Source organism: Methylobacterium indicum (assembly GCF_017347565.1).
In the GTDB taxonomy this organism is placed as follows: domain Bacteria; phylum Pseudomonadota; class Alphaproteobacteria; order Rhizobiales; family Beijerinckiaceae; genus Methylobacterium; species Methylobacterium indicum.
The window spans coordinates 3328048-3353884 of sequence record NZ_AP024145.1 but is presented as its reverse complement, the minus strand read 5'-3'; the positions used below and the strand labels follow the sequence as shown (position 1 = coordinate 3353884).

At 70.7% G+C, this 25837-nt stretch carries 29 protein-coding genes; 15 read left to right on the top strand and 14 right to left on the bottom strand.

The genetic code is table 11. From position 1 onward, the window contains the following. Positions 1-101 precede the first annotated feature (101 nt). From miv_RS15705 to miv_RS15675, 7 genes are all read right to left on the bottom strand, one after another. Positions 102-1229: a branched-chain amino acid ABC transporter substrate-binding protein gene (locus miv_RS15705; protein ID WP_048429303.1), complete on the bottom strand. Its 1128-nt coding sequence runs from the start codon at positions 1227-1229 to the stop codon at positions 102-104. A gap of 158 nt (positions 1230-1387) precedes the next feature. Then, positions 1388-1741 (bottom strand): DUF6867 family protein, encoded by a 354-nt coding sequence (locus miv_RS15700; protein WP_048429302.1) that lies wholly within the window; start codon positions 1739-1741, stop codon positions 1388-1390. Continuing rightward, on the bottom strand, positions 1741-2523 hold the full coding sequence (locus miv_RS15695) for an ABC transporter ATP-binding protein (protein WP_058619953.1): 783 nt from the start codon (positions 2521-2523) through the stop codon (positions 1741-1743). The genes miv_RS15700 and miv_RS15695 overlap by 1 nt, the downstream gene beginning before the upstream one ends. Then, the gene (locus miv_RS15690) at positions 2520-3134 is read right to left on the bottom strand and encodes a LysE family translocator (protein ID WP_207177762.1); all 615 of its coding nucleotides are present in this window, start codon (positions 3132-3134) and stop codon (positions 2520-2522) included. Before miv_RS15690 ends, miv_RS15695 begins: the two co-directional genes overlap by 4 nt. Positions 3135-3145: 11 nt before the next feature. Continuing rightward, the gene (locus miv_RS15685) at positions 3146-4021 is read right to left on the bottom strand and encodes an ABC transporter ATP-binding protein (protein ID WP_279359468.1); all 876 of its coding nucleotides are present in this window, start codon (positions 4019-4021) and stop codon (positions 3146-3148) included. Next, positions 4021-5436: a high-affinity branched-chain amino acid ABC transporter permease LivM gene (gene livM / locus miv_RS15680; RefSeq protein ID WP_207177761.1), complete on the bottom strand. Its 1416-nt coding sequence runs from the start codon at positions 5434-5436 to the stop codon at positions 4021-4023. Before livM ends, miv_RS15685 begins: the two co-directional genes overlap by 1 nt. Beyond that, positions 5436-6356, bottom strand: coding sequence for a branched-chain amino acid ABC transporter permease (locus tag miv_RS15675; protein ID WP_048429299.1), 921 nt, complete (start codon positions 6354-6356; stop codon positions 5436-5438). Before miv_RS15675 ends, livM begins: the two co-directional genes overlap by 1 nt. Before the next feature lie 247 nt (positions 6357-6603). On the opposite strand from miv_RS15675, the gene miv_RS15670 reads away from it, so the two are divergent. The 10 genes from miv_RS15670 to miv_RS15625 all read left to right on the top strand — a co-directional run bounded on the left by miv_RS15670 (position 6604) and on the right by miv_RS15625 (position 16550). Beyond that, positions 6604-7080, top strand: a complete 477-nt coding sequence (locus miv_RS15670) for an SRPBCC family protein (protein WP_048429298.1) — start codon at positions 6604-6606, stop codon at positions 7078-7080. Between the two features lie 257 nt (positions 7081-7337). After that, the gene (locus tag miv_RS15665; RefSeq protein WP_207177760.1) at positions 7338-7832 is read left to right on the top strand and encodes a (2Fe-2S)-binding protein; all 495 of its coding nucleotides are present in this window, start codon (positions 7338-7340) and stop codon (positions 7830-7832) included. A gap of 320 nt (positions 7833-8152) precedes the next feature. After that, on the top strand, positions 8153-10522 hold the full coding sequence (locus miv_RS15660) for a xanthine dehydrogenase family protein molybdopterin-binding subunit (protein ID WP_207177759.1): 2370 nt from the start codon (positions 8153-8155) through the stop codon (positions 10520-10522). Positions 10523-10542: 20 nt separating this feature from the next. Then, positions 10543-11343, top strand: a complete 801-nt coding sequence (locus miv_RS15655; RefSeq protein WP_207177758.1) for an FAD binding domain-containing protein — start codon at positions 10543-10545, stop codon at positions 11341-11343. Positions 11344-11760: 417 nt separating this feature from the next. After that, positions 11761-12663 carry an AAA family ATPase gene (locus tag miv_RS15650; RefSeq protein WP_207177757.1) on the top strand — a complete coding sequence of 301 codons (903 nt, stop codon included), beginning with the start codon at positions 11761-11763 and terminating at the stop codon, positions 12661-12663. Then, the gene (locus tag miv_RS15645; protein WP_207177756.1) at positions 12660-13868 is read left to right on the top strand and encodes a vWA domain-containing protein; all 1209 of its coding nucleotides are present in this window, start codon (positions 12660-12662) and stop codon (positions 13866-13868) included. The genes miv_RS15650 and miv_RS15645 overlap by 4 nt, the downstream gene beginning before the upstream one ends. Before the next feature lie 46 nt (positions 13869-13914). Continuing rightward, positions 13915-14238 (top strand): XdhC family protein, encoded by a 324-nt coding sequence (locus miv_RS15640; protein ID WP_207177755.1) that lies wholly within the window; start codon positions 13915-13917, stop codon positions 14236-14238. Then, positions 14235-14933, top strand: coding sequence for an XdhC family protein (locus miv_RS15635; protein WP_207177754.1), 699 nt, complete (start codon positions 14235-14237; stop codon positions 14931-14933). The genes miv_RS15640 and miv_RS15635 overlap by 4 nt, the downstream gene beginning before the upstream one ends. Next, on the top strand, positions 14930-15964 hold the full coding sequence (locus tag miv_RS15630) for a molybdopterin-binding protein (RefSeq protein WP_207177753.1): 1035 nt from the start codon (positions 14930-14932) through the stop codon (positions 15962-15964). The genes miv_RS15635 and miv_RS15630 overlap by 4 nt, the downstream gene beginning before the upstream one ends. Next, on the top strand, positions 15957-16550 hold the full coding sequence (locus miv_RS15625) for a nucleotidyltransferase family protein (RefSeq protein ID WP_207177752.1): 594 nt from the start codon (positions 15957-15959) through the stop codon (positions 16548-16550). Before miv_RS15630 ends, miv_RS15625 begins: the two co-directional genes overlap by 8 nt. A gap of 4 nt (positions 16551-16554) precedes the next feature. On the opposite strand, the gene miv_RS15620 is transcribed toward miv_RS15625, so the two are convergent. From miv_RS15620 to miv_RS15610, 3 genes are all read right to left on the bottom strand, one after another. Beyond that, entirely contained in the window at positions 16555-17184 is a 630-nt protein-coding gene (locus tag miv_RS15620) for a LysE family translocator (RefSeq protein WP_058619332.1), read from the bottom strand. Positions 17185-17317: 133 nt separating this feature from the next. Further along, positions 17318-17938 carry an exopolysaccharide biosynthesis protein gene (locus tag miv_RS15615; RefSeq protein ID WP_048425744.1) on the bottom strand — a complete coding sequence of 207 codons (621 nt, stop codon included), beginning with the start codon at positions 17936-17938 and terminating at the stop codon, positions 17318-17320. 367 nt (positions 17939-18305) lie between these two features. Further along, positions 18306-18575: an usg protein gene (locus miv_RS15610; protein WP_082711199.1), complete on the bottom strand. Its 270-nt coding sequence runs from the start codon at positions 18573-18575 to the stop codon at positions 18306-18308. 480 nt (positions 18576-19055) lie between these two features. On the opposite strand from miv_RS15610, the gene bcsS reads away from it, so the two are divergent. Continuing rightward, entirely contained in the window at positions 19056-19739 is a 684-nt protein-coding gene (gene bcsS / locus miv_RS15605) for a cellulose biosynthesis protein BcsS (protein WP_244748543.1), read from the top strand. Here bcsS and miv_RS15600 read toward each other — a convergent pair. Continuing rightward, positions 19662-21311 (bottom strand): cryptochrome/photolyase family protein, encoded by a 1650-nt coding sequence (locus tag miv_RS15600; protein WP_207177750.1) that lies wholly within the window; start codon positions 21309-21311, stop codon positions 19662-19664. The two genes, bcsS and miv_RS15600, sit on opposite strands and share 78 nt — an antisense overlap. Before the next feature lie 119 nt (positions 21312-21430). Here miv_RS15600 and miv_RS15595 point away from each other — a divergent pair, with 119 nt between their 5' ends. Both miv_RS15595 and miv_RS15590 read left to right on the top strand, forming a co-directional pair. Next, the gene (locus tag miv_RS15595; RefSeq protein WP_207177749.1) at positions 21431-22297 is read left to right on the top strand and encodes a methionyl-tRNA formyltransferase; all 867 of its coding nucleotides are present in this window, start codon (positions 21431-21433) and stop codon (positions 22295-22297) included. 4 nt (positions 22298-22301) lie between these two features. Further along, a complete protein-coding gene (locus tag miv_RS15590) occupies positions 22302-22481 on the top strand; it encodes a DUF2256 domain-containing protein (RefSeq protein ID WP_207177748.1) in 180 nt (59 codons plus the stop codon). Between the two features lie 6 nt (positions 22482-22487). On the opposite strand, the gene miv_RS15585 is transcribed toward miv_RS15590, so the two are convergent. Genes miv_RS15585 through miv_RS15575 form a run of 3 tightly spaced genes read right to left on the bottom strand, consistent with a single transcriptional unit; the run spans position 22488 to position 24381 of the window. Further along, the gene (locus tag miv_RS15585; protein WP_167349664.1) at positions 22488-23312 is read right to left on the bottom strand and encodes a metal ABC transporter permease; all 825 of its coding nucleotides are present in this window, start codon (positions 23310-23312) and stop codon (positions 22488-22490) included. A gap of 38 nt (positions 23313-23350) precedes the next feature. Beyond that, positions 23351-24220: a zinc ABC transporter ATP-binding protein AztA gene (gene aztA, locus miv_RS15580; RefSeq protein ID WP_207177747.1), complete on the bottom strand. Its 870-nt coding sequence runs from the start codon at positions 24218-24220 to the stop codon at positions 23351-23353. Then, the gene (locus miv_RS15575) at positions 24220-24381 is read right to left on the bottom strand and encodes a hypothetical protein (RefSeq protein ID WP_158004005.1); all 162 of its coding nucleotides are present in this window, start codon (positions 24379-24381) and stop codon (positions 24220-24222) included. The genes aztA and miv_RS15575 overlap by 1 nt, the downstream gene beginning before the upstream one ends. 195 nt (positions 24382-24576) lie before the next feature. Here miv_RS15575 and miv_RS15570 point away from each other — a divergent pair, with 195 nt between their 5' ends. Together miv_RS15570 and miv_RS15565 are read left to right on the top strand one after the other, a co-directional pair. Beyond that, a complete protein-coding gene (locus tag miv_RS15570; RefSeq protein WP_048425738.1) occupies positions 24577-25131 on the top strand; it encodes a Fur family transcriptional regulator in 555 nt (184 codons plus the stop codon). Positions 25132-25370: 239 nt separating this feature from the next. Beyond that, on the top strand, positions 25371-25823 hold the full coding sequence (locus miv_RS15565) for a BLUF domain-containing protein (RefSeq protein ID WP_207177746.1): 453 nt from the start codon (positions 25371-25373) through the stop codon (positions 25821-25823). The last annotated feature ends 14 nt before the right edge of the window (positions 25824-25837 follow it).

Sequence of the window (25837 nt, the reverse complement as noted above, 5' to 3'; positions counted from 1 at the left end):
CGTTCGGACGCGCAAGCCGTGGACGTGACGAACGCACGGCTTCGTCAACGGAAAAAGGCCCGGCGCGCGAGCGCGCCGGGCCGGACCGGACAGACCGGCCGTTACTGGGTCTGCTCGTTGCCGGTATAGTCGATCCGGCCGTCGGCGCCCTTCTTCCACATGTACATGACATAGTCGGGACGGGTGATGTCGCCCTTCTTGTCGTACGAGATGTCGCCGATCACGGTCTTGAACGGCTTGCCCTCGTGCATGTAGGCCGCGACCTTCTTGCCGTCGGTCGACTTGGTGGCCTCCATGGCGTCCTTCAGGATCTGGACGGCGGCGTAGGAGTAGAGGGTGTAGGCTTCGGGATCGATGTTCTTGGCCTTGAAGGCCGCGACCACGTCCTTCGCGTTCGGGTTCTTGCGGGCATCCGGCGAGAAGGTCATCAGCGTGCCGTCGGCGCCCGGGCCGGCGATCTGGGCGTATTCCTTGTCGGTGATGCCGTCACCGCTCATCAGCGGGGCGTTGAGGCCCTGGTCGCGCATCTGGCGCACGATCAGGCCGGCCTCGGTGTGCAGGCCGCCGTAATAGACCACGTCGGCCTTGGCCTGCTTCAGCTTCGAGACGAGGGCCGAATAGTCCTTCTCGCCCGGGTTGATGCCCTCGAACAGCACGTCCTTGCCGCCCTTGGCCTTCAGGGCCTTGAGGGTCTCGTCGGCCAGGCCGCGGCCGTACGGGGTCTTGTCGTGCACGAAGGCGATGTTCTTGCCCTTGAACTTCTCGGCGAGCCAGGCGCCGGCGACCGCACCCTGCTGGTCGTCGCGGCCGCAGGTGCGGAAGGTGTTCCACAGCTTGCGGTCGGTGTATTTCGGGTTGGTCGAGGCCGGGGTGATCTCGACGATGCCGGATTCGGCGTAGACGTCGGAGGCCGGGATCGAGACGCCGGAGTTGAAGTGGCCGATCACGGCCTTCACGCCGTCGGCGGCGAACTTGTTGGCGACCGAGACGCCCTGCTTCGGGTCGGAGGCATCGTCGCCGACGACCAGGACGATCTTCTGGCCGTTGATGCCGCCGGCCTTGTTGATGTCGGCGACGGCCTGCTCGGCGCCGTTCTTGAGCTGGGCGCCGAAGGCGGCGTTGGCGCCGGTGATCGGGCCGGCCACGCCGAGCTTGATCTGGGCCTGCGCCGATCCGGCCCAGGCGAGGCCGGCCGCGAGGGCGAAGCCGGCCAGTAGCGTGCGCTTCATCTCAGTACTCCTCTGGAACAACCAAGGTCGGGCTCGCGGGCCCTTTCGGCCGGGAGACCGGGGCGTGGGGACCCCGGATGGGTGGAACGGGACCATCGGTCCCGGATCGCTGGCGCGCCCCGTGGGGGCCAAGGGCCCCAAGGGGTAAAGGGGCTTTATCAGGCGCCGGCCTTCGCCCGCCAGGCGAAGGGGCCGTTGCGCTCGTAGAGCCAGCGATACTGCGTCGTCATCTGCCGGGCGCGGGTGGCGCGGAAGCCGGCCGAACCGATGATCAGGAGCACGATCGTGTCGACCACGTAGTAGTGCGGCGACAGGAACGAGCCTTCGAACAGGGCGTGGTGGATGAAGCGGACGGCGACGCCCAGCAGCAGCAGCGACAGGATCGCCTGCCAGAACGGCTTCCAGCCCAGCGCGATGCCGCGCCCGATCATCCAGGCCATCCACCCGCCCATCACCACGGTGACGAGGAGGAAGAGCCAGATCGTGCTCTCCTCGTAGAGGATCCCCTGCATCAGTGCCGTCCCCCTTCGAGATAGGCGGCCTTCACCGACGGATCGTCGAGGAGCTGCTTGCCGGTGCCCGACATGGTGATGGTGCCGGTCACCATGACGTAGCCGCGATGCGCCAGTTTGAGGGCGTGGTAGGCGTTCTGCTCGACGAGGAACACCGTCATGCCGTCGCGCTCGTTCAGCTCCTTGATGGCGGAGAAGATCTGCTTGACGATGAGCGGGGCCAGCCCCAGCGACGGCTCGTCGAGGAGCAGGAGGCGCGGCCGGCTCATCAGGGCGCGGGCGATGGCGAGCATCTGCTGCTCGCCGCCCGACATCGTGCCGCCGCGCTGGTAGAGGCGCTCCTTGAGGCGCGGGAACATCGCGCAGACCCGCTCCAGGTCCTGCTCGAAATGGGCGCCGCCGTTGACCGAGGCTCCCATCTGCAGGTTCTCGTAGACGGTCATCCGCGGGAAGATCCGCCGCCCCTCCGGCGATTGCGCCAGGTTGAGCCGGGCGATCTCGTGGGTCGGCATCCGGGTGATGTCCCGGCCCGCATAGGTGATCGTGCCCTCGCGCGCCCGGGGGGAGCCGAAGATCGTCATCATCAGGGTCGACTTGCCGGCGCCGTTGGCGCCGATCAACGTGACGATCTCGCCCTCGTTGACGTCGAGATCGACCCCTTTGAGGGCGATGATGTTGCCGTAATAGGTCTTGACCCCGCGCACCGTGAGCAGGGGCGCCCGGGTCCCGGCTTGCCGGGCGCGGGTCTCGTCGACCAGGACGTTGATGCCGGCGACGCTCATGGCGTGCTCCGGGCGGCGGCGAAGCCGGCGCCGATGAGGAGGCTGCCGCCGACCCGGTTCATCACCCGCACCCGGGCCGGGCTGGCGAAGAACCCGCGGGCCCGCGAGGCGGCCACGGCGTAGGTCAGCGCGTTCAGGAAGGCGAGGACGACGAAGGTCGCCTCGAACACCACCATCTGGGTCAAGAGATCCCCTCGCGGATCGAGGAATTGCGGCAGGAACGCCACGAAGAAGGTCAGGCTCTTCGGGTTGAGCGTGGTGACGAGCCAGGAATGCGCGACCATCCGCAGGGCCGGCGCACCGGAGCGCGGCGGCGCCTGGAGCTGCGTGCCGGCCCGCCACAGCTTGATCCCGAGCCAGACCAGGTAGGCGGCACCGCACCATTTCAGCGCCGTGAACAGCGTGGCCGAGGTGGCGAGCAGCGCGCCGAGCCCGGCGAGCGACAGGGTCATGGCGGTGAGGTCGCCGAGCGCGACGCCGATCGCCGCCGGGAGCGCCGCGCGCAGGCCGCTGCCGATGGCGTAGGACACGACGAGCAGGATCGTCGGGCCGGGGATCACCAGCAGGATCGCCGAGGAGGCCGTAAAGGCGAGCCACGTGGTCAAGGACATGCCCGTGAGCGTCATACGCCGACCTCCGCCTCGACCTGCTCGACCTCGTCGTCCTCGACGCCGAGATAGGCGGCGATGACGCTCTGGTCGCTCTGGATCTCCGAGGGCGTGCCGTCGGCGATCTTGGTGCCGTAATCGAGCACCACGACGTGGTCCGAGATCTCCATCACCACCGACATGTCGTGCTCGATGAGGAGCACCGAGGTGTCGTGGTCGTCGCGGATCGCCCGCAGGAGATCGTTGAGGAGCAGCGATTCCCGCGGGTTGAGGCCGGCCGCCGGCTCGTCGAGGCAGAGCAGGACCGGATCGGTGCACATCGCCCGGGCGATCTCGAGCCGGCGCTGGTCGCCGTAGGGCAGGGCGCCCGCCGGATCGTCGGCCCGGTCCATCAGGTGGATGCGCGTCAGCCAGTCCTTGGCCCGCTCCACCGCCGCCTTCTCGGCCCGGCGGTAGGACGGCAGGCCGAGCAGGCCGCCGATGGTGAAGCCCGACGAGACCATCAGCGGGTTGTGCTGGGCGACCAGCAGGTTCTCCAGCACCGTCATGCCGGTGAACAGGCGGATGTTCTGGAACGTGCGGGCGACCCGCGCGGTGCGGTTCACCGCGTAGCCCGGCAGCTGCTCCAGGAGGTAATCCGACCCGTCGCGGTGGCGCAGAGTCATCATGCCTTCCGTCGGCTTGTAGAAGCCGGTGATGCAGTTGAAGACCGTGGTCTTGCCGGCGCCGTTCGGGCCGATCAGCGCCGTGATGTCGCCGCGGCCGACCCGGAACGACAGGTCGTTGACGGCGACGAGGCCGCCGAACCGCATGGTGACGTGATCGACCGTCAGGACCGGGTCGGCCATCCGGGGGGAGGCGAGGGGAGGCGAGGAGACGGGGGCGGTCATCAGCCGTGGCCCTCCTTCACGAGGGATCCCGAGATGCGCTTGCGTTCCTTGAGCACGATCGAGGGGGCGCGCTCGGAGATCAGGCCGCGGGGGCGCCAGATCATCATCACCACCATGGCGAGGCCGAACAGGAGCAGGCGGTACTCGCTCGGATCGAATCCGTCGCCGAACACCGCCTTGAGGAAGCCGAGGTTGCGCAGGAGCTCGGGGCCGCCGACCATCGCCACCGCGGCGATCGCCACGCCGATCTGCGAGCCCATGCCGCCGAGCACCACGATCGCCAGGATGATCGCGCTCTCGAGGAAGTTGAAGCTCTCCGGGCTGACGAAGCCCTGGCGCACGGCGAAGAACGAGCCGGCGAAGCCGCCGAACATGGCGCCCAGCGCGAAGGCCGTGAGCTTGGTGTTGGTGGTGTTGATGCCGAGCGAGCGGCAGGCGATCTCGTCCTCGCGCAGGGCCTCCCAGGCGCGGCCGATCGGCAGGCGGCGAAGCCGCAGCGTGACGCCGTTGGTGATCAGCGCGAGCACCAGGATGAGGTAGTAGAGGAAGATCACCCGGTGCATCGGGCTGAAATCGAGCCCGAGCTTCGCCGCGAATCCGTCCTCGTCCGCCGTGAACGGGATGCCGAAGAAGGTGGCGCGCGGGATCGACGAGATGCCGGCGGCCCCGCCCGAGAAGTCGGTCCAGTTGATGAGGACGAGGCGGATGATCTCGCCGAAGGCCAGCGTCACGATGGCGAGGTAGTCGCCGCGCAGGCGCAGCACGGGGAAGCCCAGCACCATGCCCCACAGGCCCGCGAACAGGCCGGCGAGCGGCAGGCAGACCCAGAACGACAGGCCGAACACCGTGGAGAGCAGCGCGTAGGAATAGGCGCCGACGGCGTAGAAGGCGACGTAGCCGAGATCGAGAAGCCCTGCGAGCCCGACCACGATGTTGAGGCCCCAGCCCAGCATCACGTAGGTGAGGATCAGGATGCCGAGGTCGATCCAGTAGCGGGATTCGCCCAGCCCCCCGGTGCCCAGCACCGCCAGCAGCGGGAAGGCCAGCGTCACGCCGAGGAAGGCGGGCAGCGCGTAGGAGGAGAGCTTCTGCGAGGCGTTCGGCTCGGCATGGACCGCCTCCGTCGCCTGGGTCGGCGACGGGGTGAGCGCCCGGCGGGCGTCGCGGTTGGCGAGGATCAGCCGCTGGCCCAGGCGCCCGACGAAGACGAGCCCGCACAGGAGCGCCACCAGGCCCCAGCGCGGCACGAGGTCGAGGGCCGCGGTCTGGCTGAGATCGGTCCGGTAGGCGATGATCGGCACGCAGAGGCCGAAGGTGACGAGCGTGAACAGCGCCGCGTCCTTGACGATCGCCGCCATGTCGGTGGCGCGGTCGGCGGCGGGATGGGCCGCGAGGGTGTTGGCCGGGTTCGCCATCAGACCTTCTCGACCTCGGGCCGGCCGAGGATGCCGGACGGCATGAAGATGAGCACGATCGCGAGGATCGAGAACGCCGCGACGTCCTTGTACTCGATGGAGAAATACGCCGACCAGAAGGTCTCGATGAGGCCGATGAGGAGGCCGCCGAGCACCGCGCCGGGCAGGCTGCCGATGCCGCCGAGCACCGCCGCCGTGAAGGCCTTCACGCCGGGCGTGAACCCGTCCGAGAACGACACGACGCCGTAATAGAGGAGGTACATCGTGCCGGCGACCGCCGCGAGGGCCGCGCCGAGCACGAAGGTGAGCGAGATGGTGCGGTCGACGTCGATGCCGAGCAGCGCCGCCATCTTGCGGTCCTGCTCGCAGGCGCGCTGCGCCCGGCCGAGCGGGGTCTTCTGCACCAGGTACCAGAACCCGGCGAGCAGCACGACGGTCGTCAGCATGATGATGATCTGCTTGTAGGACAGGGCGACGGCGTAGCCGTTCTCCCCGGTCCACAGGGTGATCACGTCGCGCATCATCGGCGGGGTCGGCTTGTTGCGGGCGCCCTGGACGACCTGGACGAAGTTCGACAGGAAGATCGAGACGCCGATCGCCGAGATCAGCGGGGCGAGGCGGAAGGAGCCGCGCAGGGGCCGGTAGGCGATCCGCTCGATCGACCAGCCCCACAGGGCGGTGAGCGCCATCGCGACGATCAGCACGATCAGCAGCGCCAGCGCGATCGACGAGATGCCGAGCCAGGTCGTGACGATCAGGAAGGTGATCAGCGCGATGAAGGCCGAGAGCATGAACACGTCGCCGTGGGCGAAGTTGATCATGCCGATGATACCGAACACCATCGTGTAGCCGATGGCGATGAGGCCGTAGATCGACCCCAGCGTCAGCCCATTGATGAGCTGCTGCGCGAAGACCTCCATGCGGTCACGTTCTCCACTGTCGGGCTGCTTTGTCAGCCCGGGCCTCCCTGGCCGCGCCCCGGTCATCCGGGTGTCACGACCGTCCCTTGCGGCGAGGCTTAGCAAGCACCGCACCACACGACAATCGGCGAATGCGGGGTCGCCGTGCGAAAGACCAGGTGGCCCACATGCTACGGCTCCGCTACCCTTACGGCGGCGCCGGTTCGAGCGGCCGGCAAAAGAGACGATCGGGGAGGGGAACGCCGCCATGGCGATGACGATGACCGGTGAGGTCGTGCTGCCGGCCGACCAGCAGACCGTCTGGGAGAAGCTGAACGACCCCGAGGTGCTCAAGCGCTGCATCCCGGGCTGCGATACCCTCGAGAAGGTCGGCGACAACGAGCTGCAGGCCTCCGCCAAGATCGCGGTCGGCCCGGTGAAGGCGACCTTCAAGGGCAAGGTGACGCTCACCGACATCGACCCGCCGAACGGCTACCGCATCACCGGCGAGGGCCAGGGCGGCGTCGCGGGCTTCGCCAAGGGCGGGGCCGTGGTGCGGCTGGAGCCGGCCGAGGGCGGCCAGACCAAGATGACCTACGACGTCGAGGCCAGCGTCGGCGGCAAGCTCGCCCAGCTCGGCGGCCGCCTGATCAACGGCGTGGCGAAGAAATACGCCGACAACTTCTTCGACACGTTCGCCAAGGAGGTTCAGGGCGGCACCGCGGGCGAGACCCCGGCGGCCTGAGGCCGAGCTTCGATCGTCCGCGATCAACTTGTTGCGAGGCGATCGGGCAGAATGACCCGAATCGGCCGGAAACGGCCGGTTTGCGCGCCAAAAAGCCGGCGCGCCCCGCCTTGACCGGCGCTTCCGGGCGGTCGACACTCGAATTCGAGCGATTCCAGAGAGGCACGGCCGACCCGGCCACCACGCGCGACAGGGTCCGTCACAAGGACCCGCGGGTTTCCGGCCAAGTGTCCTGGTCCAGGAGGAGGACGTCACCCATGAGCGCTGTCAGCCTGACGGTGAACGGCAAGGCCGTGACCGCCGACATCGATCCGCGCACGCTGCTGGTGCAGTACCTGCGCGAGAACCTTCGCCTCACCGGCACCCATGTCGGCTGCGACACCAGCCAGTGCGGCGCCTGCGTCGTCCATCTCGACGGCGAGGCGATCAAGGCCTGCACCGTGCTGGCGGTGCAGTGCGACGGCCGCTCCGTCACCACCATCGAGGGCCTGGCCTCCGGCGGCGAGCTGCACCCGATGCAGGCGGCCTTCCGCGAGCATCACGGCCTCCAGTGCGGCTACTGCACCCCCGGCATGATCATGACCGCCGTGGATCTGGTGCGCCGCAAGGGCCATGCCCTCGACGAGCACACCATCCGCGACGAGCTCGAAGGCAACATCTGCCGCTGCACCGGCTACCACAACATCGTGAAGGCGATCGCCGCGGGTGCCGAGAACATGGCGGGCGAGCCGCAGAAGGTCGCGGCGGAGTAGCACCGCCTTGAACCCTCCCCCCTCTGCGGGGGAGGGTACCCCACGGCGAGTGCGAAGCACTCGTGCTGGGGCGGGAGAGGGGACGCCGCTTCCGGAGATGTCGCGCGCTTGATGAAGGCAGCCACCTGAATCAGCGTTGCGCTGCCCCTCTCCCGGCTCGCTTACGCTCGCCACCCTCCCCCGCAGAGGGGGGAGGGTTGAAGGCCTGCGCTCTACGAAAAGACCGTCCGCGCCAACCGGACCAACAACAAGACGCCACCAAGAACGAGGCCGGCCCCTCGGCGCCGGCCCACGAGGCCAGATCCGGGAGACTCAACGCCATGACCGCCACGGGTATCGGCGCCTCGGTGCGCCGCAAGGAAGACCAGCGCTTCATCACCGGCAAGGGCCGCTACGTCGACGACTATAATCGTCCGGGCCAGGCCTATGCCTACTTCCTGCGCTCCCCCCACGCCCACGCCACCATCCGGGGCATCGACACGGCCGCCGCAGCAGGGATGCCGGGCGTCGTCGGCATCCTGACCGGCGAGGACCTGGCGGCCGACAAGGTCGGCGGCCTGATCTGCGGCTGGATGATCCATTCCAAGGACGGCACGCCGATGAAGGCCGGGGCGCATCCGGCGCTGGCGCAGGGCAAGGTGCGCTATGTCGGCGACCACGTCGCGGTCGTCATCGCCGAGACGCTGGCCCAGGCCAAGGACGCCGCCGAGGCGATCGACGTCGATTACGACGTGCTGCCCGCGGTGGTCGAGACCGCCAAGGCCGCGGGCGCCGGCACGGTCGTCCACGACGTCGCCCCCGACAACACCGTCTTCAACTGGCATCTCGGCAACCAATCCGACGTCGAGGCGGCCTTCGCCCGCGCGGCGCACGTGACGAAGCTCGACATCGTCAACAACCGCCTGGTGCCGAACCCGATCGAGCCCCGCGCGGCGGTGGGCGAGTACGACGAGGCGGAAGAGGCCTTCACCCTCTACACCACGAGCCAGAACCCGCACGTCGCCCGCCTCGTCCTCTCGGCCTTCATCGGCATCGCGCCGGAGAACAAGCTGCGGGTGGTGGCCCCGGATGTCGGCGGCGGCTTCGGCTCCAAGATCTTCATCTATGCCGAGGAAACGGTCTGCGTCTGGGCGGCGAAGAAGGTCGGCCGGCCGGTGAAATGGACCAGCGACCGCACCGAGGCGTTCCTGTGCGACGCCCATGGCCGCGACCACGTCACCCATGCCGAACTCGCGATGGACGAGGGCGGCAAGATTCTGGCGCTGAAGGTCCATACCATCGCCAATCTCGGCGCCTATCTCTCGACCTTCTCGTCGTCGGTGCCGACCTACCTCTACGCGCCGCTCCTGTCGGGCCAGTACAACATCCCGGCGATCTACTGCGAGGTGGATGGGGTCTACACCAACACCGCGCCGGTCGACGCCTATCGCGGCGCCGGGCGGCCGGAGGCGACCTTCGTCATCGAGCGGCTGGTCGAGGTCGCGGCCCGCGAGCTGAACCAGGACCCGTCGAAGTTCCGGCGCAAGAACTACGTCAAGAGCTTCCCGCACCAGACGCCCGTCATCATGATGTACGATGGCGGCGACTATTCCGCCTCCCTCGACAAGGCGCTGGAGATCGCCGACCATAAGGGCTTCGCCCGCCGCCGCCGCGAGAGCGCCCGCAACGGCAAGCTTCGCGGCATCGGCTTCTCGTCCTATATCGAGGCCTGCGGCATCGCCCCGTCGCAGGCGGTGGGGTCGCTGGGCGCCGGCGTGGGCCTGTGGGAATCGGCCGAGGTGCGGGTGAACCCGACCGGGTCGATCGAGGTGCTGACCGGCTCCCACAGCCACGGCCAGGGCCACGAGACCACCTTCGCCCAGCTCGTCTCCGACCGGCTCGGCGTGCCGATCGAGAGCGTCTCCATCGTGCACGGCGACACCGACAAGGTGCAGTTCGGCATGGGCACCTACGGCTCGCGCTCCGGCGCGGTCGGCATGTCGGCCATCGCCAAGGCGATCGACAAGGTGGTGGCCAAGGGCCGCAAGGTCGCCGCCTACGCGCTCGAGGCCGGCGAGGACGACATCGAGTTCAAGGACGGCCGCTTCTCGGTCGCCGGCACCGACAAGTCTCTCGCTTTCGGGGAGGTGGCGCTCCAGGCCTACGTCGCGCACAAGTTCAGCGGCGCACAGCTCGAACCCGGCCTGAAGGAGGGAGCGTTCTACGATCCCACCAACTTCACCTTCCCGGCCGGCATGCATATCTGCGAACTCGAGGTCGATCCCGATACCGGCGTGGTCACCATCGAGAAGTTCACGGCGGTGGACGATTTCGGCAACGTCATCAACCCGATGATCGTCGAGGGCCAGGTCCATGGCGGCATCGCGCAGGGCGTCGGCCAGGCCCTGTTCGAGGGCGCGCTCTACGATTCGGACGGTCAGCTCGTCACCGCGAGCTTCATGGATTACCGCATGCCGCGGGCGGCCGACCTGCCCTCGTTCGAGGTCGGCATGACGGTGACGCCGTGCCCGTCGAACCCCCTCGGCATCAAGGGCTGCGGCGAGGCCGGCGCCATCGCGGCCCCGGCGGCGGTGATGAACGCGCTCACCGACGCCCTCGGCCACGAGAACATCGCGATGCCGGCGACCCCGCTGGCGGTGTGGCGGGCGGCGCAAGCCAGCCCCCACCTGCGCCCGGAAGCCGCGGAATAAGTCGAAGTCTGGAGAGCCCCATGTACGCTTTCGCCTATCACCAGCCGACCAGCCTCAAGGAGGCCGTGAGCCTGCTCGGCGGCGAGGATGCCAAGCTCGTCGCCGGCGGCCACACCCTGATCCCGACGATGAAGCAGCGGCTGGCCGCCCCCGGCACGCTGATCGACCTCGGCAAGGTGCCGGACCTCGTCGGCATCGAGCGCAGCCCGCGCTCGATCACCATCGGTGCCATGACCACCCACGGCGCCGTCGCCGAGTCGGCCGACGTGAAGGAGGCGATTCCTGCACTCGCCGAACTCGCCGCGCTGATCGGCGATCCGGCGGTGCGCCACCGCGGCACGATCGGCGGCTCGGTCGCCAACAACGATCCGGCGGCCGATTACCCGGCGGCCTGTTTGGCGCTCGGCGCCACGATCAGCACCAACAAGCGCAAGCTCACGGCCGAGGAGTATTTCACCGGCCTGTTCGAGACCGCTCTGGAGGAGGGCGAGATCGTCACCGGCGTCTCGTTCCCGATCCCCCACAAGGCGGCCTACGAGAAATTCCGCAACCCGGCCTCGCGCTACGCCCTCGTCGGCGTCTTCGTCGCCAAGCGCCCGAGCGACATCCGGGTGACGGTGACGGGAGCGGGCTCGAACGGGGTGTTTCGCTGGACCGAGGCCGAGGAGGCGCTGGGCAAGCGCTTCGCCGCGAAGTCGCTGGAGGGGATGTCGCCCTCGGCGAGCGGCCTCAACAGCGACATCCATGCCGATGCCGATTACCGGGCCCACCTGATCGGCGTGATGGCGCGGCGCGCGGTGCAGAAGGCGGCGGATCGGTAAGGCGCACCGCTGGCCTTTAACCCACCCTCCCGCTCCGCGGCAGGACTGTACGAAGAATGGAGAAAGCGCGGGTTTCCCCTCTCCCCGCGGGCGGGGAGAGGGCTGATCCCCTGTCCAGGGGGATCAGCAAGCCCGCAGGGCGAGGGTGAGGGGGTATTTCCGGAGGAGCCTCACTCGTCGATACCCCCTCACCCTCGCTCCGGCTGCGCCTCCGCTTGCCGACTACACGACAAGGTGTAGTCGGCCCTCTCCCCGCCCGCGGGGAGAGGGGGAGACCCGCGCCACGACTTTCCCCGGAAAGCCCTGCCGCAGAGGGGGGAGGGACTGGATCGGCGCTGGTCCACTCCAATATTCGTCACCGAAGCAAAATACCCCGGCGGACGCCCACCGCCCCCCGCGAGAATCTCCCGCCGCCGCATGACTCTCCCCACCTCCATCGACGCCACCCAGGCGCTGCTCTCGTCGGCCGGCTACGTCGCCGACCGGGCGCTCTCCACCGTGGTCTTTCTGTCGCTCAAGCTGCAACGGCCGCTCTTCCTCGAAGGCGAGGCGGGCGTCGGCAAGACCGAGATCGCCAAGGTGCTGGCCAAATCCCTCGGCCGGCCGCTGATCCGGCTGCAATGCTACGAGGGGCTCGACGTCGCGGCCGCCGTCTACGAGTGGAACTATGCCGGCCAGATGATGGCGATTCGCCTCGCCGAGGCCGGCGGCGCCGTCGATCGCGAGCGGCTGGAATCCGAATTGTTCTCCGAGCGCTACCTGATCCGCCGGCCGCTGCTCCAGGCCCTGGAGCCCGGGGCGGGCGGAGCGCCGGTGCTGCTGATCGACGAATTGGATCGCACCGACGAGGCGTTCGAGGCCTTCCTGCTCGAAGTCCTGTCCGACTTCCAGGTCACGATCCCCGAACTCGGCACGATCCGCGCGCCCGAGCCGCCGCTGGTGATCCTGACCTCGAACCGCACCCGCGAGATCCACGACGCCCTCAAGCGCCGCTGCCTCTACCACTGGGTCGATTACCCAGATGCGGAGCGCGAGTTGCAGATCCTGCGCAGCCGCCTGCCGCAGGCGCCGGAGGCCCTGTCGCGCCAGGTCGTCGCCTTCGTGCAGGCGATCCGCAAGGAGGACCTGTTCAAGGCGCCGGGCGTCGCCGAGACCCTGGACTGGGCCACGGCGCTGGTCGAGCTCGACGCGATCGCCCTCGATCCGACACTGGTCATCGACACGCTCGGCGTGCTGCTGAAATACCAGGACGACATCCAGGCGATGCGGGGCGGGCGGGCGAAGGCGCTGCTCGACGAGGTCCGGTCCTCCGCCGGATGAGCGAGAGCCCCGCCGGCTCCGGCCGGCTCCCGGACAACATCGCGTATTTCGCCCGGGCGCTGCGCACCGCCGGCGTGCCGGTCGGGCCCGGCGACGTGATCGACGCCGTCGCGGCGGTCGAGGCCGCCGGCATCGGCACCCGCGAGGATTTCTACTGGACGCTGCACGCCGTGCTGGTGCGCCGGCGCGAGCATTCGGCCCTGTTCGCCGAGGCCTTCCGGCTCTTTTGGCGCCGGCGCGACCTCATCGAGAAGATGATCGCCCAGATGTCGCCGGTCGCCCCCGATAAGGCGCCGCCCAAACCCCCGAATGCCGGGGCCTTGCGGGTACAGGAGGCCCTGTCGCCGAAGACCGAGCGACCGAAGCCAAAGGTCACGGAGGAAGACCTCACCACCGTCACCCTGTCGGTGTCGCAGGCCGAGGTGCTGAAGGCCAAGGACTTCGCCCAGATGAGCGCGGAGGAGGTGGCCCAGGCCCGCCGCCTCATCGCGAGCTTGCGGCTCCCCGACGACGCGACCCGGACACGACGGTTCGAGGCGCGGGCGCGCGGGCGCATCGATCCGCGCCGCAGCTTCCAGCGCACGGTGCGGGCCGGCGGCGCCATCGACCTCGCCTTCCGGGCGCCGCGGGAGCGGCCGCCGCCGGTCGTGGCGCTCTGCGACATCTCCGGCTCGATGGCGGAGTATTCGCGCCTGTTCCTGCACTTCCTGCACGCGATGAGCGAGCAGCGGAAGGTGCACAGCTTCGTCTTCGCGACGCGGCTCACCAACATCACCCGGGAGCTGACCCGCCGCGATCCCGACGAGGCCTTGTCCCGCGCCAGCGCCCGGGCGCAGGATTGGGAGGGCGGCACCCGCATCGCCGAGGCCCTGCACCTGTTCAACCGGCACTGGTCGCGCCGGGTGCTCGGCGGCGGCGCGGTGGTGCTGCTGTTCACCGACGGGCTCGAGCGCGAGGTGACGCCGGAGCTGACCCACGAGATGGACCGCCTGCGCCGCTCGTGCCGGCGGCTGGTCTGGCTCAACCCGCTCCTGCGCTTCGAGGGGTTTTCGGCGCGCGCCAGCGGCATCCGGGCGATGCTGCCCCATGTCGACGATTTCCGGCCGATCCACAGCCTGTCGGCGATGGCGGATCTCTGCCGCGCGCTCGGCGCGCACCAGCCGCGCGGGCGCGAGCCGACGGCGTGGTTGCGCGAGGCCGGCTAGATCCTACCTCCTGTGAGGGGCTAACGGCCCTGGAGACGTTTGTCCGATGCTGTCGACCGATACCGACATCCTCGCCACCGCCGAGGCCTGGCGCGACGCCGGCCGGGGCGTGGCGCTCGCCACCGTGATCGAGACCTGGGGCTCGGCCCCGCGCCCGGTCGGCTCGCACCTGATCATCGACCAGGAGGGCAATTTCCTCGGCTCGGTCTCGGGCGGCTGCGTCGAGGGCGCGGTCATCGCCGAGGCCGCCGACGTGATCGAGGACGGCCAACCCCGGGTGCTCGAATTCGGCGTCGCCGACGAGACTGCCTGGCGGGTCGGCCTGTCCTGCGGCGGGCGCATCCGCGTGCTGGTCGAGGCGGTCGCGTGAGGCTCGACATCCTGCGGGAGATGAACCGGGAGCGCGCCGCCCGCCGCGCCGTCATCCTGGTCACCGACACCGCCGACGGCACGCAGCGCCTGGTGCGCGAGGCCGACGCCGAGGGCGATCCCCTGGCCGCCGAACTCGCCGCCCGGTTCCGGTCGGGCAAGAGCGGAATCGTCGAGGCCGACGGCCGTTCGCTGTTCCTGACCGTGCAGGTGCCGCCGCCGCGGCTCGTGGTGATCGGCGCCGTTCATATCAGCCAGGCGCTGGCGCCGATGGCGCAGGCAACCGACCTCGACGTCACCATCATCGACCCGCGCACCGCCTTCGCGACGCCGGAGCGCTTCCCCGACGTGCCGCTCCTGGCCCTCTGGCCCGACGATGCCCTGGCGCAGCTGCCGCCCCTCGACCGCTACACCGCGGTGGCGGCCCTGACCCATGACCCGAAGATCGACGACCCGGCGCTGATCGCGGCGCTCAGGGCGGAGTGCTTCTATGTCGGGGCGCTGGGCTCGCGGAAGACGCATGGCCGGCGCGTCGAGCGCCTGACCGCCGCGGGGTTGAGCGAAGCCCGGATCGCCCGCATCGCCGCGCCGATCGGCCTCGACATCGGTGCCGTCAGCCCGGCCGAGATCGCCGTTTCGGTGCTGGCCCAGGTGATCGCGAGCCTGCGCCAGGACCGGCGGCGAGCCCCCGCATGAGGTTCGGTCCGGTTCCGATCGGAGAGGCCGCCGGGCTGATCGCCGCCCATTCGGTGCGCGCCGGCGACGCCGTGGTGAGGAAGGGCCGGGCGATCGGTGCCGAGGACGCCGCCCGCCTCGCAGCCTCCGGCATCGCCGAGGTGGTGGCGGTGACCCTCGAACCGGGTGACGTCGGCGAGGACGAGGCGGCGCAACGGCTCGCTGCGGCCGTCGCGGGACCGGGCGTCGGCGTCGAGCCGCCGTTCACCGGCCGGGCCAACCTTCACGCCGCGCAACCCGGGCTGCTCTGCCTCGACGAGGGAACGATCGGCGCGGTCAACCGGATCGACGAGGCAGTGACCCTCGCGACCCTCGCGGCGTTCAAGCCGGTGGTCCCCGGCGAGATGGTGGCGACCGTCAAGATCATCCCCTACGCGGTGCCGGGCGCGGTCCTCGACCGGGCGCTCGCCGTGGCCGCCCCGGCGATCCGGGTCGCGCCCTACCGCCTGACCCGCGTCGCGGCGATCTCGACCCTGCTGCCGGGCCTGAAGGCCAGCGTCGTCGACAAGACCCTGCGCACCCTCGAGGCGCGCCTGAGCCCGGCCGGCGCGCGCATCGTCGCCGAGGCCCGGGTGGCGCACGATTCCGCCGCGGTGGCGCAGGCCCTGCGGGACGCGATCGAGCGGGACGGCGCGGAACTGGCTGTGGTGTTCGGTGCCTCGGCCATCGCCGACCGGCGCGACGTGATCCCGGCCGGAATCGAGGCGGCCGGCGGCTTGGTCGACCATCTCGGCATGCCGGTCGATCCCGGCAACCTGCTTCTGCTCGGCCGGCTGGGCCCCGGCACGGCGACCCCCGTGCCGGTGATCGGGGCGCCCGGCTGCGCCCGCTCGCCGAAGGAGAACGGCTTCGACTGGGTGCTGCAACGGCTGCTGGCGGGGCTCCCCGTCACCCGCGACGACATCGTCGGGTTCGGGGTCGGCGGGCTCCTGATGGAGATCGTGTCGCGACCCCAGCCGCGGGACGGCGGGGAGAGCGCCGACGATGCCTGACCCGGTCGGCACGGTGCTGCTCGCCGCCGGACGCGGCACCCGCTTCGGTGCGAGCCCGAAGCTCCTGAGCCTGCTCGACGGCAAGCCGCTGGTGCGCCACGCCGCGGAAGCCGCCGTGGCGGCGGATCTCGGACCCGTGATCGTGGTGCTCGGCCATGCCGGCGAAGCGGTGCGCGAGGCGCTGGCCGGCCTGCCCCTGACGGCAGTCGAGAATCCGGATTTTGCCGAAGGCCTGTCGACCTCGCTGCGATGCGGGTTCGGCGCCCTGCCGGATCCGGTCGCAGCGGCGGTCGTGCTCCTCGGCGACATGCCGCGGGTCGGCCCCGGCCTGCTGGGGCACCTCGCCGCGGCGTTCCGCACCGCGCCGGTCGCCCCGTCCGCGGTAGTGCCGATGCGGGACGGGCAGCGCGGCAACCCGGTGCTGCTCAACCGCCGTCTCCTCGGCCCCGGCCTCGCCGCCCTCACCGGGGACCGCGGTGCCGGGCCGCTGCTGGCGCGGCGCGACGATGTTCTGGAACTGCCGGTGGACGAGGCCGGAATCCTGATCGACGTCGATACGCCGGCCGCGCTCGCGGACCTGTCCTGACCGGTCAGGTCGGCAGTCGCGTCGTCAGCACCCGCAGGCCGGCCCCGGCGAAGAGCAGGGCGAAGGCGCCCTCGAACCAGCGCCGCAACCGCCGGTAGGCCTGCGCGATCCGGCCGTGCGAGAACAGCAGGGCGTAGCCGGTGAAGATCGCGGTGCTCTGCAGGCCGACGGCGACGATCACCAGGGCCAACTCGGCGGGCGAGGCCTGCGGCGACAGGCCGAGCGTGTAGAGCGAGCCGAAGAACAGGATCGCCTTCGGGTTGGCGAGGTGCAGGGCGAGCCCCTTGGCGTAGGCCCGGGAGGGGGAAGCCTCGACGGCCATCCGCTCCGGATCGGCCGTGCCCCGAACGGCGCTACGCCCCGACCTGTAGGCGAGGTACAGCAGGTAGGCGCCGCCGCAATAGCGCAGCACCTCGAGCGTCCAGGCGCTCGACGCCATGATGGCGGCGAGGCCGAGAGCCGCCGCGATCGACCAGGCCAGCGAACCGGTCACGACCCCGGCGGCGAGGGCGAGGCCGGTCCGGCGCCCGGCCTGCATGGCGGTATCGGCGATCGCCAGCGTTGCCGGACCCGGGCTCGCACTCGACACGAAGGCCGCCGCGAGGATCAGCGGGAGGTTGATCGAGAGGGACATCCGCGTCCGTCCGCGTGTGAGGTGCCGTTCGACCGGAATCGGCCGATCCCATCCCAGGCCGACGCCCGCGCCGGGACCGTGCTCCCGGCAGCGCCCCGTCCCGGACCGTTCTTCCCTCGTTCGCGACGAAGGCTCACGCCCCCGCGGCGACCCCGAGGTTCAGCAGGCCCACCACCGCGGTGAAGACCGCGTAGACGAAGCCGAGGTTGAGCAGCACGCCGAGCACGCCGACGCCGAGGCCGGCCGCCACCACGATGCCGTCGCGCTCGACGAGGCCGAGGCCGACCAGCGTGACCGCCAGCCCGAGCGGGATCTGGCCGACCAGGGGGGCGGCGACGATCAGCACCAGGGACAGCACCAGGAGCAAAAGCCCCATGGTGCGCATGCCGATGTCGTTCTCGAACACCCGCAGGCGCGGCCGCGACCAGCGCTCGAGCCGGCGCAGCAGCGGCACGGCGCGGGAGACCGCCCGCTGCAGGTCGGAGCGGGCGATCGAACGGCCGAGCAGCGCGCGCGGCAGCCAGGGCGCCGACATGCCGGCGGCGATCTGTGCCGCCACGAGCGCGAGGAGAAGGCCGCAGATCAGCGGGATCGGCGGCGGCATCGGCAGGCAGTTGGGCAGGCCGAGCAGCACGACGAGGAGCGCGAAGGCCCGGTCGCGCAGGACCGCCACGATCTCGCCGACGGTCAGCCGCTCGGTGTCCTGGGCGGCGAGGACCGTCAGGATCTCGGAGGTGCGGGCGGATTGCGTCACGGGGCTCTGGTCGTCCGGTGCCGGGGAGGCGCTCCCGGGCGGGATCGCGGCCCCCTCGAACGAGGAGGCGACGCTCGCCGGCGCAGGCGCGGCGCCCCGGGCCGGGGTCGCGCGGCCCCCTCTAGCCCACTCCGCCGCGCGGGCCAACCCGCGGGCGTGGGACGCCGCATTCCGGTCCGGATGGGCCGGAACGGCGGCAAGGGGCGCGAACCGCCGTCGAAGCGGGCCGGCGGCGGAGAGGAGGCGCCTGTGCATGGTTCACCGACGTGAGCGCCGCGCCCGTCCGGGCGCGGCTGTTGCGGTCTCACACACGGCCAAACAGGCAATCGTAGGGCAGAGGCCGAAAAATCGTCGGCCCTTCCCCGGCTCAATGCAGGGTCAGCACGCCGTTCACGGCGCGGAACTCCGCCGGCTTGATCAGCCGGGAATGCGCGACCCGGACCGAGTGAAGCGGTCCGTCCAGCTCGCGCTTCCAGAATTCGAGGAACCCGGTGAGGACCGGGAAGCGCGGGGCGAGGTCGTATTCCTGCCAGACGAAGGTCTGGAGGACGCCGGGGTGATCGGGGATGCGGTACAGGATGTGGGCCGTGGTCAGGCCGTAACCCTCGATCTGCTGCCTGAACTCCTTCGAGACCATGGAACCTCCTCGTGTGGTGAAGATCCTTCTCGGGGTGCGAAGCGCTTTGCCGACCAAGGGTGCGATGATGCGGTTAACCGATCGTTACGATCAAGCAGGACGAGGCTCTAAACCCTTGTTATCTCAAGCATTGGCAGCCGATCTGGCCGAGTGCTGACAATTTGTCCCGTCAAGAACGGTACCGGACGGCTTCGGGGTGCGCGAGTACCTGGTGGCCGGCCGGGTGCCCCACCTCCCGCGGGTATGTATCCGGCACAATCGAGAGAGGGCTGGAGCCCGACATCCACTGTGTGATGCCGGATCGCGCCGGTTGACGTTGCGTCCAATGGAAAAGATATTTCCATTCGTGCAATGACGGATTCGGCCGACGTGCCTCCTGCGGCTCGCCATGCTCTGATATGGACCGCGGCCTTTCTCGGCTGCCCCGACGACGTCCGTGCCGAAGACCTCCGCGCCGATGGCCGGGACGAGGTGCGGACGGTGCTGTTCGGCAGTCTCGATGCCGGACGGTCCACCTTCGTCAGCGCCGGTGCCAAGGTCGGACCCGGCGGGATGGACCGAAGCGGCTTCGTCGCCCTGGCGGCCGTCGGCTACGGGATGCGGACCGAACGGGACTGGTGGGGCGATCCGCGCGCCGCGGCGGGCCTGCGCCCCCCCCGGACGCAGCGTCACACCGTCCAGGCCGGTGCCGTGGCCGGGTGGCAGTGGATGCACGAGTGGGGGGTCGTCGCACTGTTCGCCGGGCCGGAGCTCGCCTTCGAGGTGCTGGACAGCCCCGGCACGAAGCGGCTGCCCGCGCCGCGGCTCGGGGCCAGGGTTCAGGCGGAGCTGTGGGCGCGGCCGAGCGAGGCGACCCTCGTCACCGCCACGCTCATCGCCGGCACCGCCCGCGGCAGCGTCTGGGGCCGGGTGTCCTGGGGAATGCGGATGCCGGGCTTGCGGGGGATGGGCCTCGGCGCGGCCTATCTCGGGCCGGAGGCCGCGCTCTATGCCGACCTCACGGGCTACCGGAAATGGAGCCTCGGCCTGCACGCGACCGACGTCGCGCTCCCGGCCGCGATCTCCGCCGATCTGCGCCTGCGGGTCTCAGCCGGCTGGGTCTACGAGGAACAGATCCGGCGCCCGGGCGCCTACGGCATGCTCGCCGCCTGGCTCCCCCTCTGAGGCGTTCAGATTGTCGAGGAAGCGGGCCGAATCCGCCAGCACCTCGGCGCGGCGCGCCGACGCCATCTTGGCGAGAGTCCGGTAGGGCATGGCGAGGCGCGGGTTGCGGCTCAGGCGCTCCTCGTGGGTGATCAGGAAGTTCCAGTACAGGTAGTTGAACGGGCAGGCCGTCTCGCCGCTCTTCGCCTTCACGTCGTAGGCGCAGGCCCGGCAGTAATCCGACATCCGGTCGATATAGGCGCCCGAGGCGGCATAGGGCTTGGAGCCGAGGAGCCCGCCATCGGCCCAGAGCGCCATGCCGTGGACGTTGGGAAGTTCCACCCACTCGTAGGCGTCGGCATAGACCACCAGGAACCATTCCTCGACCTGGGCGGGGGCGAGACCGGCGAGCAGCGCGAAATTGCCGAGCACCATCAGCCGCTGGATGTGGTGGGCGTGGGCATGGGCCTTGGTGTCGCGCACGCATTCGGCGAGGCAGGCCATGGCGGTCTCGCCCGACCAGTAGAACCACGGCAGGTCGCGGGTGGCCTCGAGGGCGTTGGTGTCGGGATAGTCCGGCATCCGGGCCCAGTAGAGCCCGCGCACGTATTCGCGCCAGCCCAGGATCTGGCGGATGAAGCCCTCGACCGCGTTGAGCGGCGCCGCCCCCTCGCGCCAGCGCTCCTCGGCCGCGCGGCAGACCTCCTCGGCGTCGAGGAGGCCGAGATTGAGCGCGGGCGCGATCAGCCCGTGATACAGGAACGGCGTGCCCGCGCGCATCGCGTCCTGGTAGTCGCCGAACCCGGGCAGGCAATCGTCGAGGAAGTGCCGCAGGGCCGCCAGCGCCTCGGCCCGGGTCACCGGCCAGGCAAAGCCGTCGAGGTCGCCGAAATGGTCGGGGAAGCGGCGCGCGACGAGAGCCATCACCGCCCGGGTGACGGCATCGGGCGCGAAGCGGCGCCGCTCCGGCACGGCGTGGCCGGCGGGCAGGCGACGGCGGTTGTCGTGGTCGAAGTTCCACTGGCCGCCGACCGGATCGCGCCCCTCCATCAGAAAGCCGGTGCGCTTGCGCATGGCGCGGTAGAAGGTCTCCATCCGCAGGGCCTCGCGCCCCTCCGCCCAGCGGGCGAAGACCGGGCGCGGACACAGGAAGCGGGTATCGTCCCGGATCTCGACGGGCAGGCCGAACGCCTCCTCCCAGTCGCGCATCATCGCCTCGACCCGCCATTCGCCGGCCTCGGTCACGACGATCCGGTCGGGTGCGTGCCGGGCGACGGCGCGGGCGACCTCGCCGGTGAAGGAGCCGGTATTGCCCGGGTCTTCCAGCTCCACGTAATCGACCCGGACGCCGCGCTCGCGCAGCTCGGCCGCGAAATGGCGCATGGCCGAGAAGACCAGTACCAGCTTCTGCTTGTGGTGGCGCACGTAGGTCGCCTCCTCGGCGACCTCGACCATCAGCACCGTGTCGGCCTCGGGATCGAGGTCGGTGAGGGTGGCGAGCCGCGGGTGGAGCTGGTCGCCGAGGATGAGGCGGAGGTGGCGCAAGGGGGATCGGCGGCGGCGGGCCGCACCGTGAATCGTCTCGTGCGCCATTGCGGCTCCCTTCCGCCTGCCCATAACGCTAGCTAGGGCGTTCCGGGGGCGCCGGGCCGGGCCGAACTGACGCAGGGGACCGGCGGCGGGTGCCGGCCTGTGGAGAAGGGAGCCGTGACGTGAAATTCGCCTTCGCGGGCATCGATTTCCTCGGCGGGGTGTTCGAGGGCCTGGTCGCGGCGGGCTGGCAGCCGATCAAGCTGTTCACCCGGCCCTGCGACGGGATCTACGACCAGAACGACGCGGTGGTGGCCCTGGCGCGGCGCCACCGGGTGCCGATGCAGCTCTCGCGCCTGCGGGCGTCGGACATCGAGGCGCTGTCGGCCGAGCACGGCCGCGATTGGGCCCTGGTGGTGGCAGGCTACCCCTGGCTGATCACCGGCTGGCCGGGCCGGGTGCGCTACGCCCTCAACGTCCACCCTTCGCCGCTGCCGGACGGGCGCGGGCCCTACCCGCTGTTCCGCGCCATCCTCGATTCCTACGAGAGCTGGGGCGTCACCGCCCACGTGCTCGCCGAGGACGGGTTCGACACCGGCGACATCCTGGCCCAGGATCTCTTCCCGCTGTCGCGCGCCGAGACCCACGAGACCCTTCTCGCCCGCTGCCAGATGGCGGCGATGCGGCTCGCCCGCGGCCCGATCGCCCGCGACCTGCCCGCCCTGTGGCGCAAGGCCGAGCCGCAGGGGGACGGCGCCTACTGGCCGCGGGTGAGCGACCTCGACCGCACCCTCGACTTCCGTCAGCCGGTCGAGGCGATCCTGCGCCGGGTCCGGGCCTTCGGTGCCATCGAGACCCTGGCGCGGATCAACGACGGCCGGGTCTTCGTCCAGGAGGCCCAGGGCTGGACCGAGCCCCACCGCCACGTCCCCGGCACGGTGGTGCACAGCTACCGCCGCCAGATCCTGGTGGCGGCCCGGGACGGCTACATGCAGGTCACCCGCTGGAGCGCGATCCCGCTGGCCGACGCCGACAAGACCGGGCGCTGAGCCGATGCCGAAGATGCGCCGCAAGGGCGACCTGCCGCAGAAGATCTGTGCCCAATGCGGCCGGCCCTTCGCCTGGCGCAAGAAGTGGGAACGGGTCTGGGACGAGGTGCGCTACTGCTCGGATGCCTGCCGGCGGGCGGCCCACCGGGGCGAGCCGCCGCAAACGCCGCGGGCCTCCGGATAACGGCCCTCACGCCTCGAGGTGGCGGGCCGGCATCAGGCGCCAGACCAGGCCGCCGCGGGGCCCGAGCAGCATCGAGGCGAGATAGAGCGCGCCCGCCGCCAGCACGATCGCCGGGCCGGTCGGCAGGCTGGCATAGTAGGAGACGAGCAGCCCCGCGACGCTCGCCATCAGCGCCAGGATCACCGAGGCCGGCAGCAGGCCGCTGAGGTCGAGGGCCCAGAACCGGGCGGTGATCGCCGGCAGCAGCATCAGCCCGACCGCGAGCAGCGTGCCGAGCGCCGCGAAGCCCCCGACGAGGTTGAGCACCACGAGCGCCAGGAAGGCGTAGTGCACCGGCCCGCTCGCCCGGCCGACCGAGCGCAGGAAGAGCGGATCGACGCATTCCATCACCAGCGGCCGGTAGGCGACGGCGAGGCCCGCGAGCGTCACGGTCGCGATGCCGCCGAGCAGCACCAGCGCGTCGTCGTCGAGCGCCAGCACCGTGCCGAACAGGATGTGGAGGAGGTCGATCGACGAGCCTCGGGCCGAGATCAGCAGCACGCCGCCGGCGAGCGAGATCAGGTAGAACGCCGCCAGGCTCGCATCCTCCCGCAAGACCGTCGAGCGGGCGACGAAGCCCGAGAGCATCGCCACCGCGAGGCCGGCGACGAGGCCGCCGAGCGTCATCGCCGGCAGCGACAGCCCGGCCCACAGGAAGCCGATCGCGGCCCCCGGCAGGATGGCGTGGCTCATCGCCTCGCTCATCAGGCTCATGCGCCGCAGGGTGAGGAAAACGCCGACCGGGGCGGCGCCCACCGACAGGGCGACGCAGCCGGCGAGCGCCCGGCGCATGAAGGCGAACTCGACGAAGGGCGCCGTCAGGAGATCGATCACGCGGCGTGCCCATGGCTGTGGCGGCCGTGCGACCCGTGGTCGTGCGGCGCGGGATCGGGAGATCCGTGGTCGTGGGATTGGGGGTGGGCGTCCGGGCCGGGCCGGGCCGCGGGCACCCGGCAGACCGGCGCCTCCTCGTCCCAGGCCTCGCAGAGCCGGCGGGCGCGGCGCAGGTTGTCCGGCGTCAGCACCCCGGCGGTGGCGCCCCAGGCCACCACCTCGCGGGCGAGGAGCAGGGTCTCGGGGAAGTGGCGGGCGACTTGGTCGAGGTCGTGCAGCACCGCCACGACGGTCCGGCCCTCGCCGTGCCAGCCATGGACCAGGGCGAGCAATTCGTCGGTGGTGCGGGCGTCGATCGCCGCGAAGGGCTCGTCGAGCAGGATCACCCGGGCATCCTGGAGCAGGACCCGGGCGAAGAGCGCCCGGCGCAGCTGGCCGCCCGACAGGGTGCCGATCGGCCGGCGCTCGAAGCCGGTCAGTCCCACCGCCGCCAGGGCCGCCTCGACGGCGTCGCGATGGCGCTTGAGCGAGCGCCACGGCCCGACCCGGCGCCACAGCCCCATCGCCACGAGGTCGAAGACCCCGATCGGAAAGGCCCGGTCGATCTCGGCGGCCTGGGGGAGGTAGGCGATGTCGTGCCGGGCGAGGCCGGCGCGCACGACCTCGCCCTCGAGCGGGCGGATCTCGCCCATGATGCCCTTGAGCAGGGTCGACTTGCCCGCGCCGTTCGGCCCGACCACCGCGGTGAGCGAGCCGGGTGGGATCGCGCCGTCGAGGTGATGGACCGCCGGGTGGCGGGCATAGCCCAGGGTCAGGCCGCGAAACGCGAGAGTGCCGCCCGGTGCGGAGGTGGTGAGACGCTCCATCACGCCATCGCCCAGCCGATCAGGGCCCAGACCACGAGGGCGGGCAGGGCCGCCAGGGCGAGACGCGGCCCGACCCCCTGCCGCAGCAGGGAGAACGGCGCCGGCAGGCGGCGCGGAACGGCGGCGTCGGCCCGCTCGGCGGAGCCATGATCGTGCGGCATCGGCGATTCGTCGCTTCGGGATCCGGGGCACGCCCTCGGCGGGCGCCGTCGCGAACCCCATATGAGGACGGCCGGATGCCGCCCAAGCGCCGAGCGTTACACTGTAACAGGCCGGACCTGTCAACCGCCGCCGGGTTGAGGTAGTCCATCGTCCTGAGGATGGCGGCGGGAGGGGAGCGCATGGACGAGCAGGGTATGGACGAGCACGGAACCTGCGGGCATCACGCGCACGAGGACCGGACGCAGAACGCCGGCACGCACGGGGCTCACGACCACGGCGCCTGCGCGCATGGACCCGCCAGGGCGGGCGACCTCGTGGCCCGGGCCGAGCGGCTGGCGCAGGCACGCGGGCTGCAATTCACGGCCCTGCGCCGGCGCACCCTGGAGGTGGTCGCCGAGGAGGGCCGCCCGCTCGGCGCCTACGACATCGCCGAGCGCCTGAGCGTCCCGGGCAAGCGCGTCGCCGCGGTCTCGGTCTACCGCGCCCTCGATTTCCTCACCGAGCACGGCCTCGTCCACCGCATCGCCAGCCGCAACGCCTTCGTCCCCTGCGAGCACGGCCACGGCGCCGGCGAGAGCGCGGTCTTCCTGATCTGCCGCCGCTGCGGCAACGTCGACGAGACCACCTCGGCCGAGATCGAGCGCAGCCTCGACCGGACTTTGGCCCAGGCCGGCTTCAAGCCGGCGAGCCGGATCGTCGAGATCGAGGGGGAGTGCGGGGCGTGCCAGGGCAAGGCGGAGGCCGAGTGATCCGGCACGCCGTCGTTCCGCGTATTGCAGTACTTGCTCCATGTTAAGATCCACGGATCGACTTCGCTCATCGATCGGGATGATCCGTTAATGCTGCCGAGAGACGGCGTGTCGTCTCTTGATCGCTCCGCCCCATGTTCGTGGCTTCGCCGGACACGCCAGCCGTGTTCGGCGCACGATGACGGCCCCGGACGCTCCTGCGAGCGCTATCCGCCTCGGGCCGGTGGAGTGAAGCGTCGATGATCCATCAGCTCGTCTATTACAGCCGCAACACCGTTCCGGGCGGCGACCGCGCCATGCTGACCAACATGCGCGAGATCCTTTCCGCCTCCCAGCGCAACAACGGCCGCGACGGAATCACCGGGTTCCTGATCTTCGACAGCCAATGGTTCGTGCAGATCCTGGAGGGCGAGCGCGCCAAGGTGACGGAGACCTACAACCGCATCGCCCGGGACCCGCGCCACGCGGGCGCGACGATCCTCAACGTGCGCGACGTCGCGGCGCGGCTCTTCCCGAACTGGACCATGGGCGGCGCCATGCGCACGCCGGACGTCCAGGAGATCTACCTCGGCCACGGCTTCGGCGGGCCGATCGATCCGACCCGGCTCAAGTCCGACCAGGTCGTCGGCCTCGCCCTCGACCTCCAGGCCTTCGAGGAGAGCCGTCGCCAGGGCCGGCGCCTCGCGAGCTGAGCGGATCCGGGCCC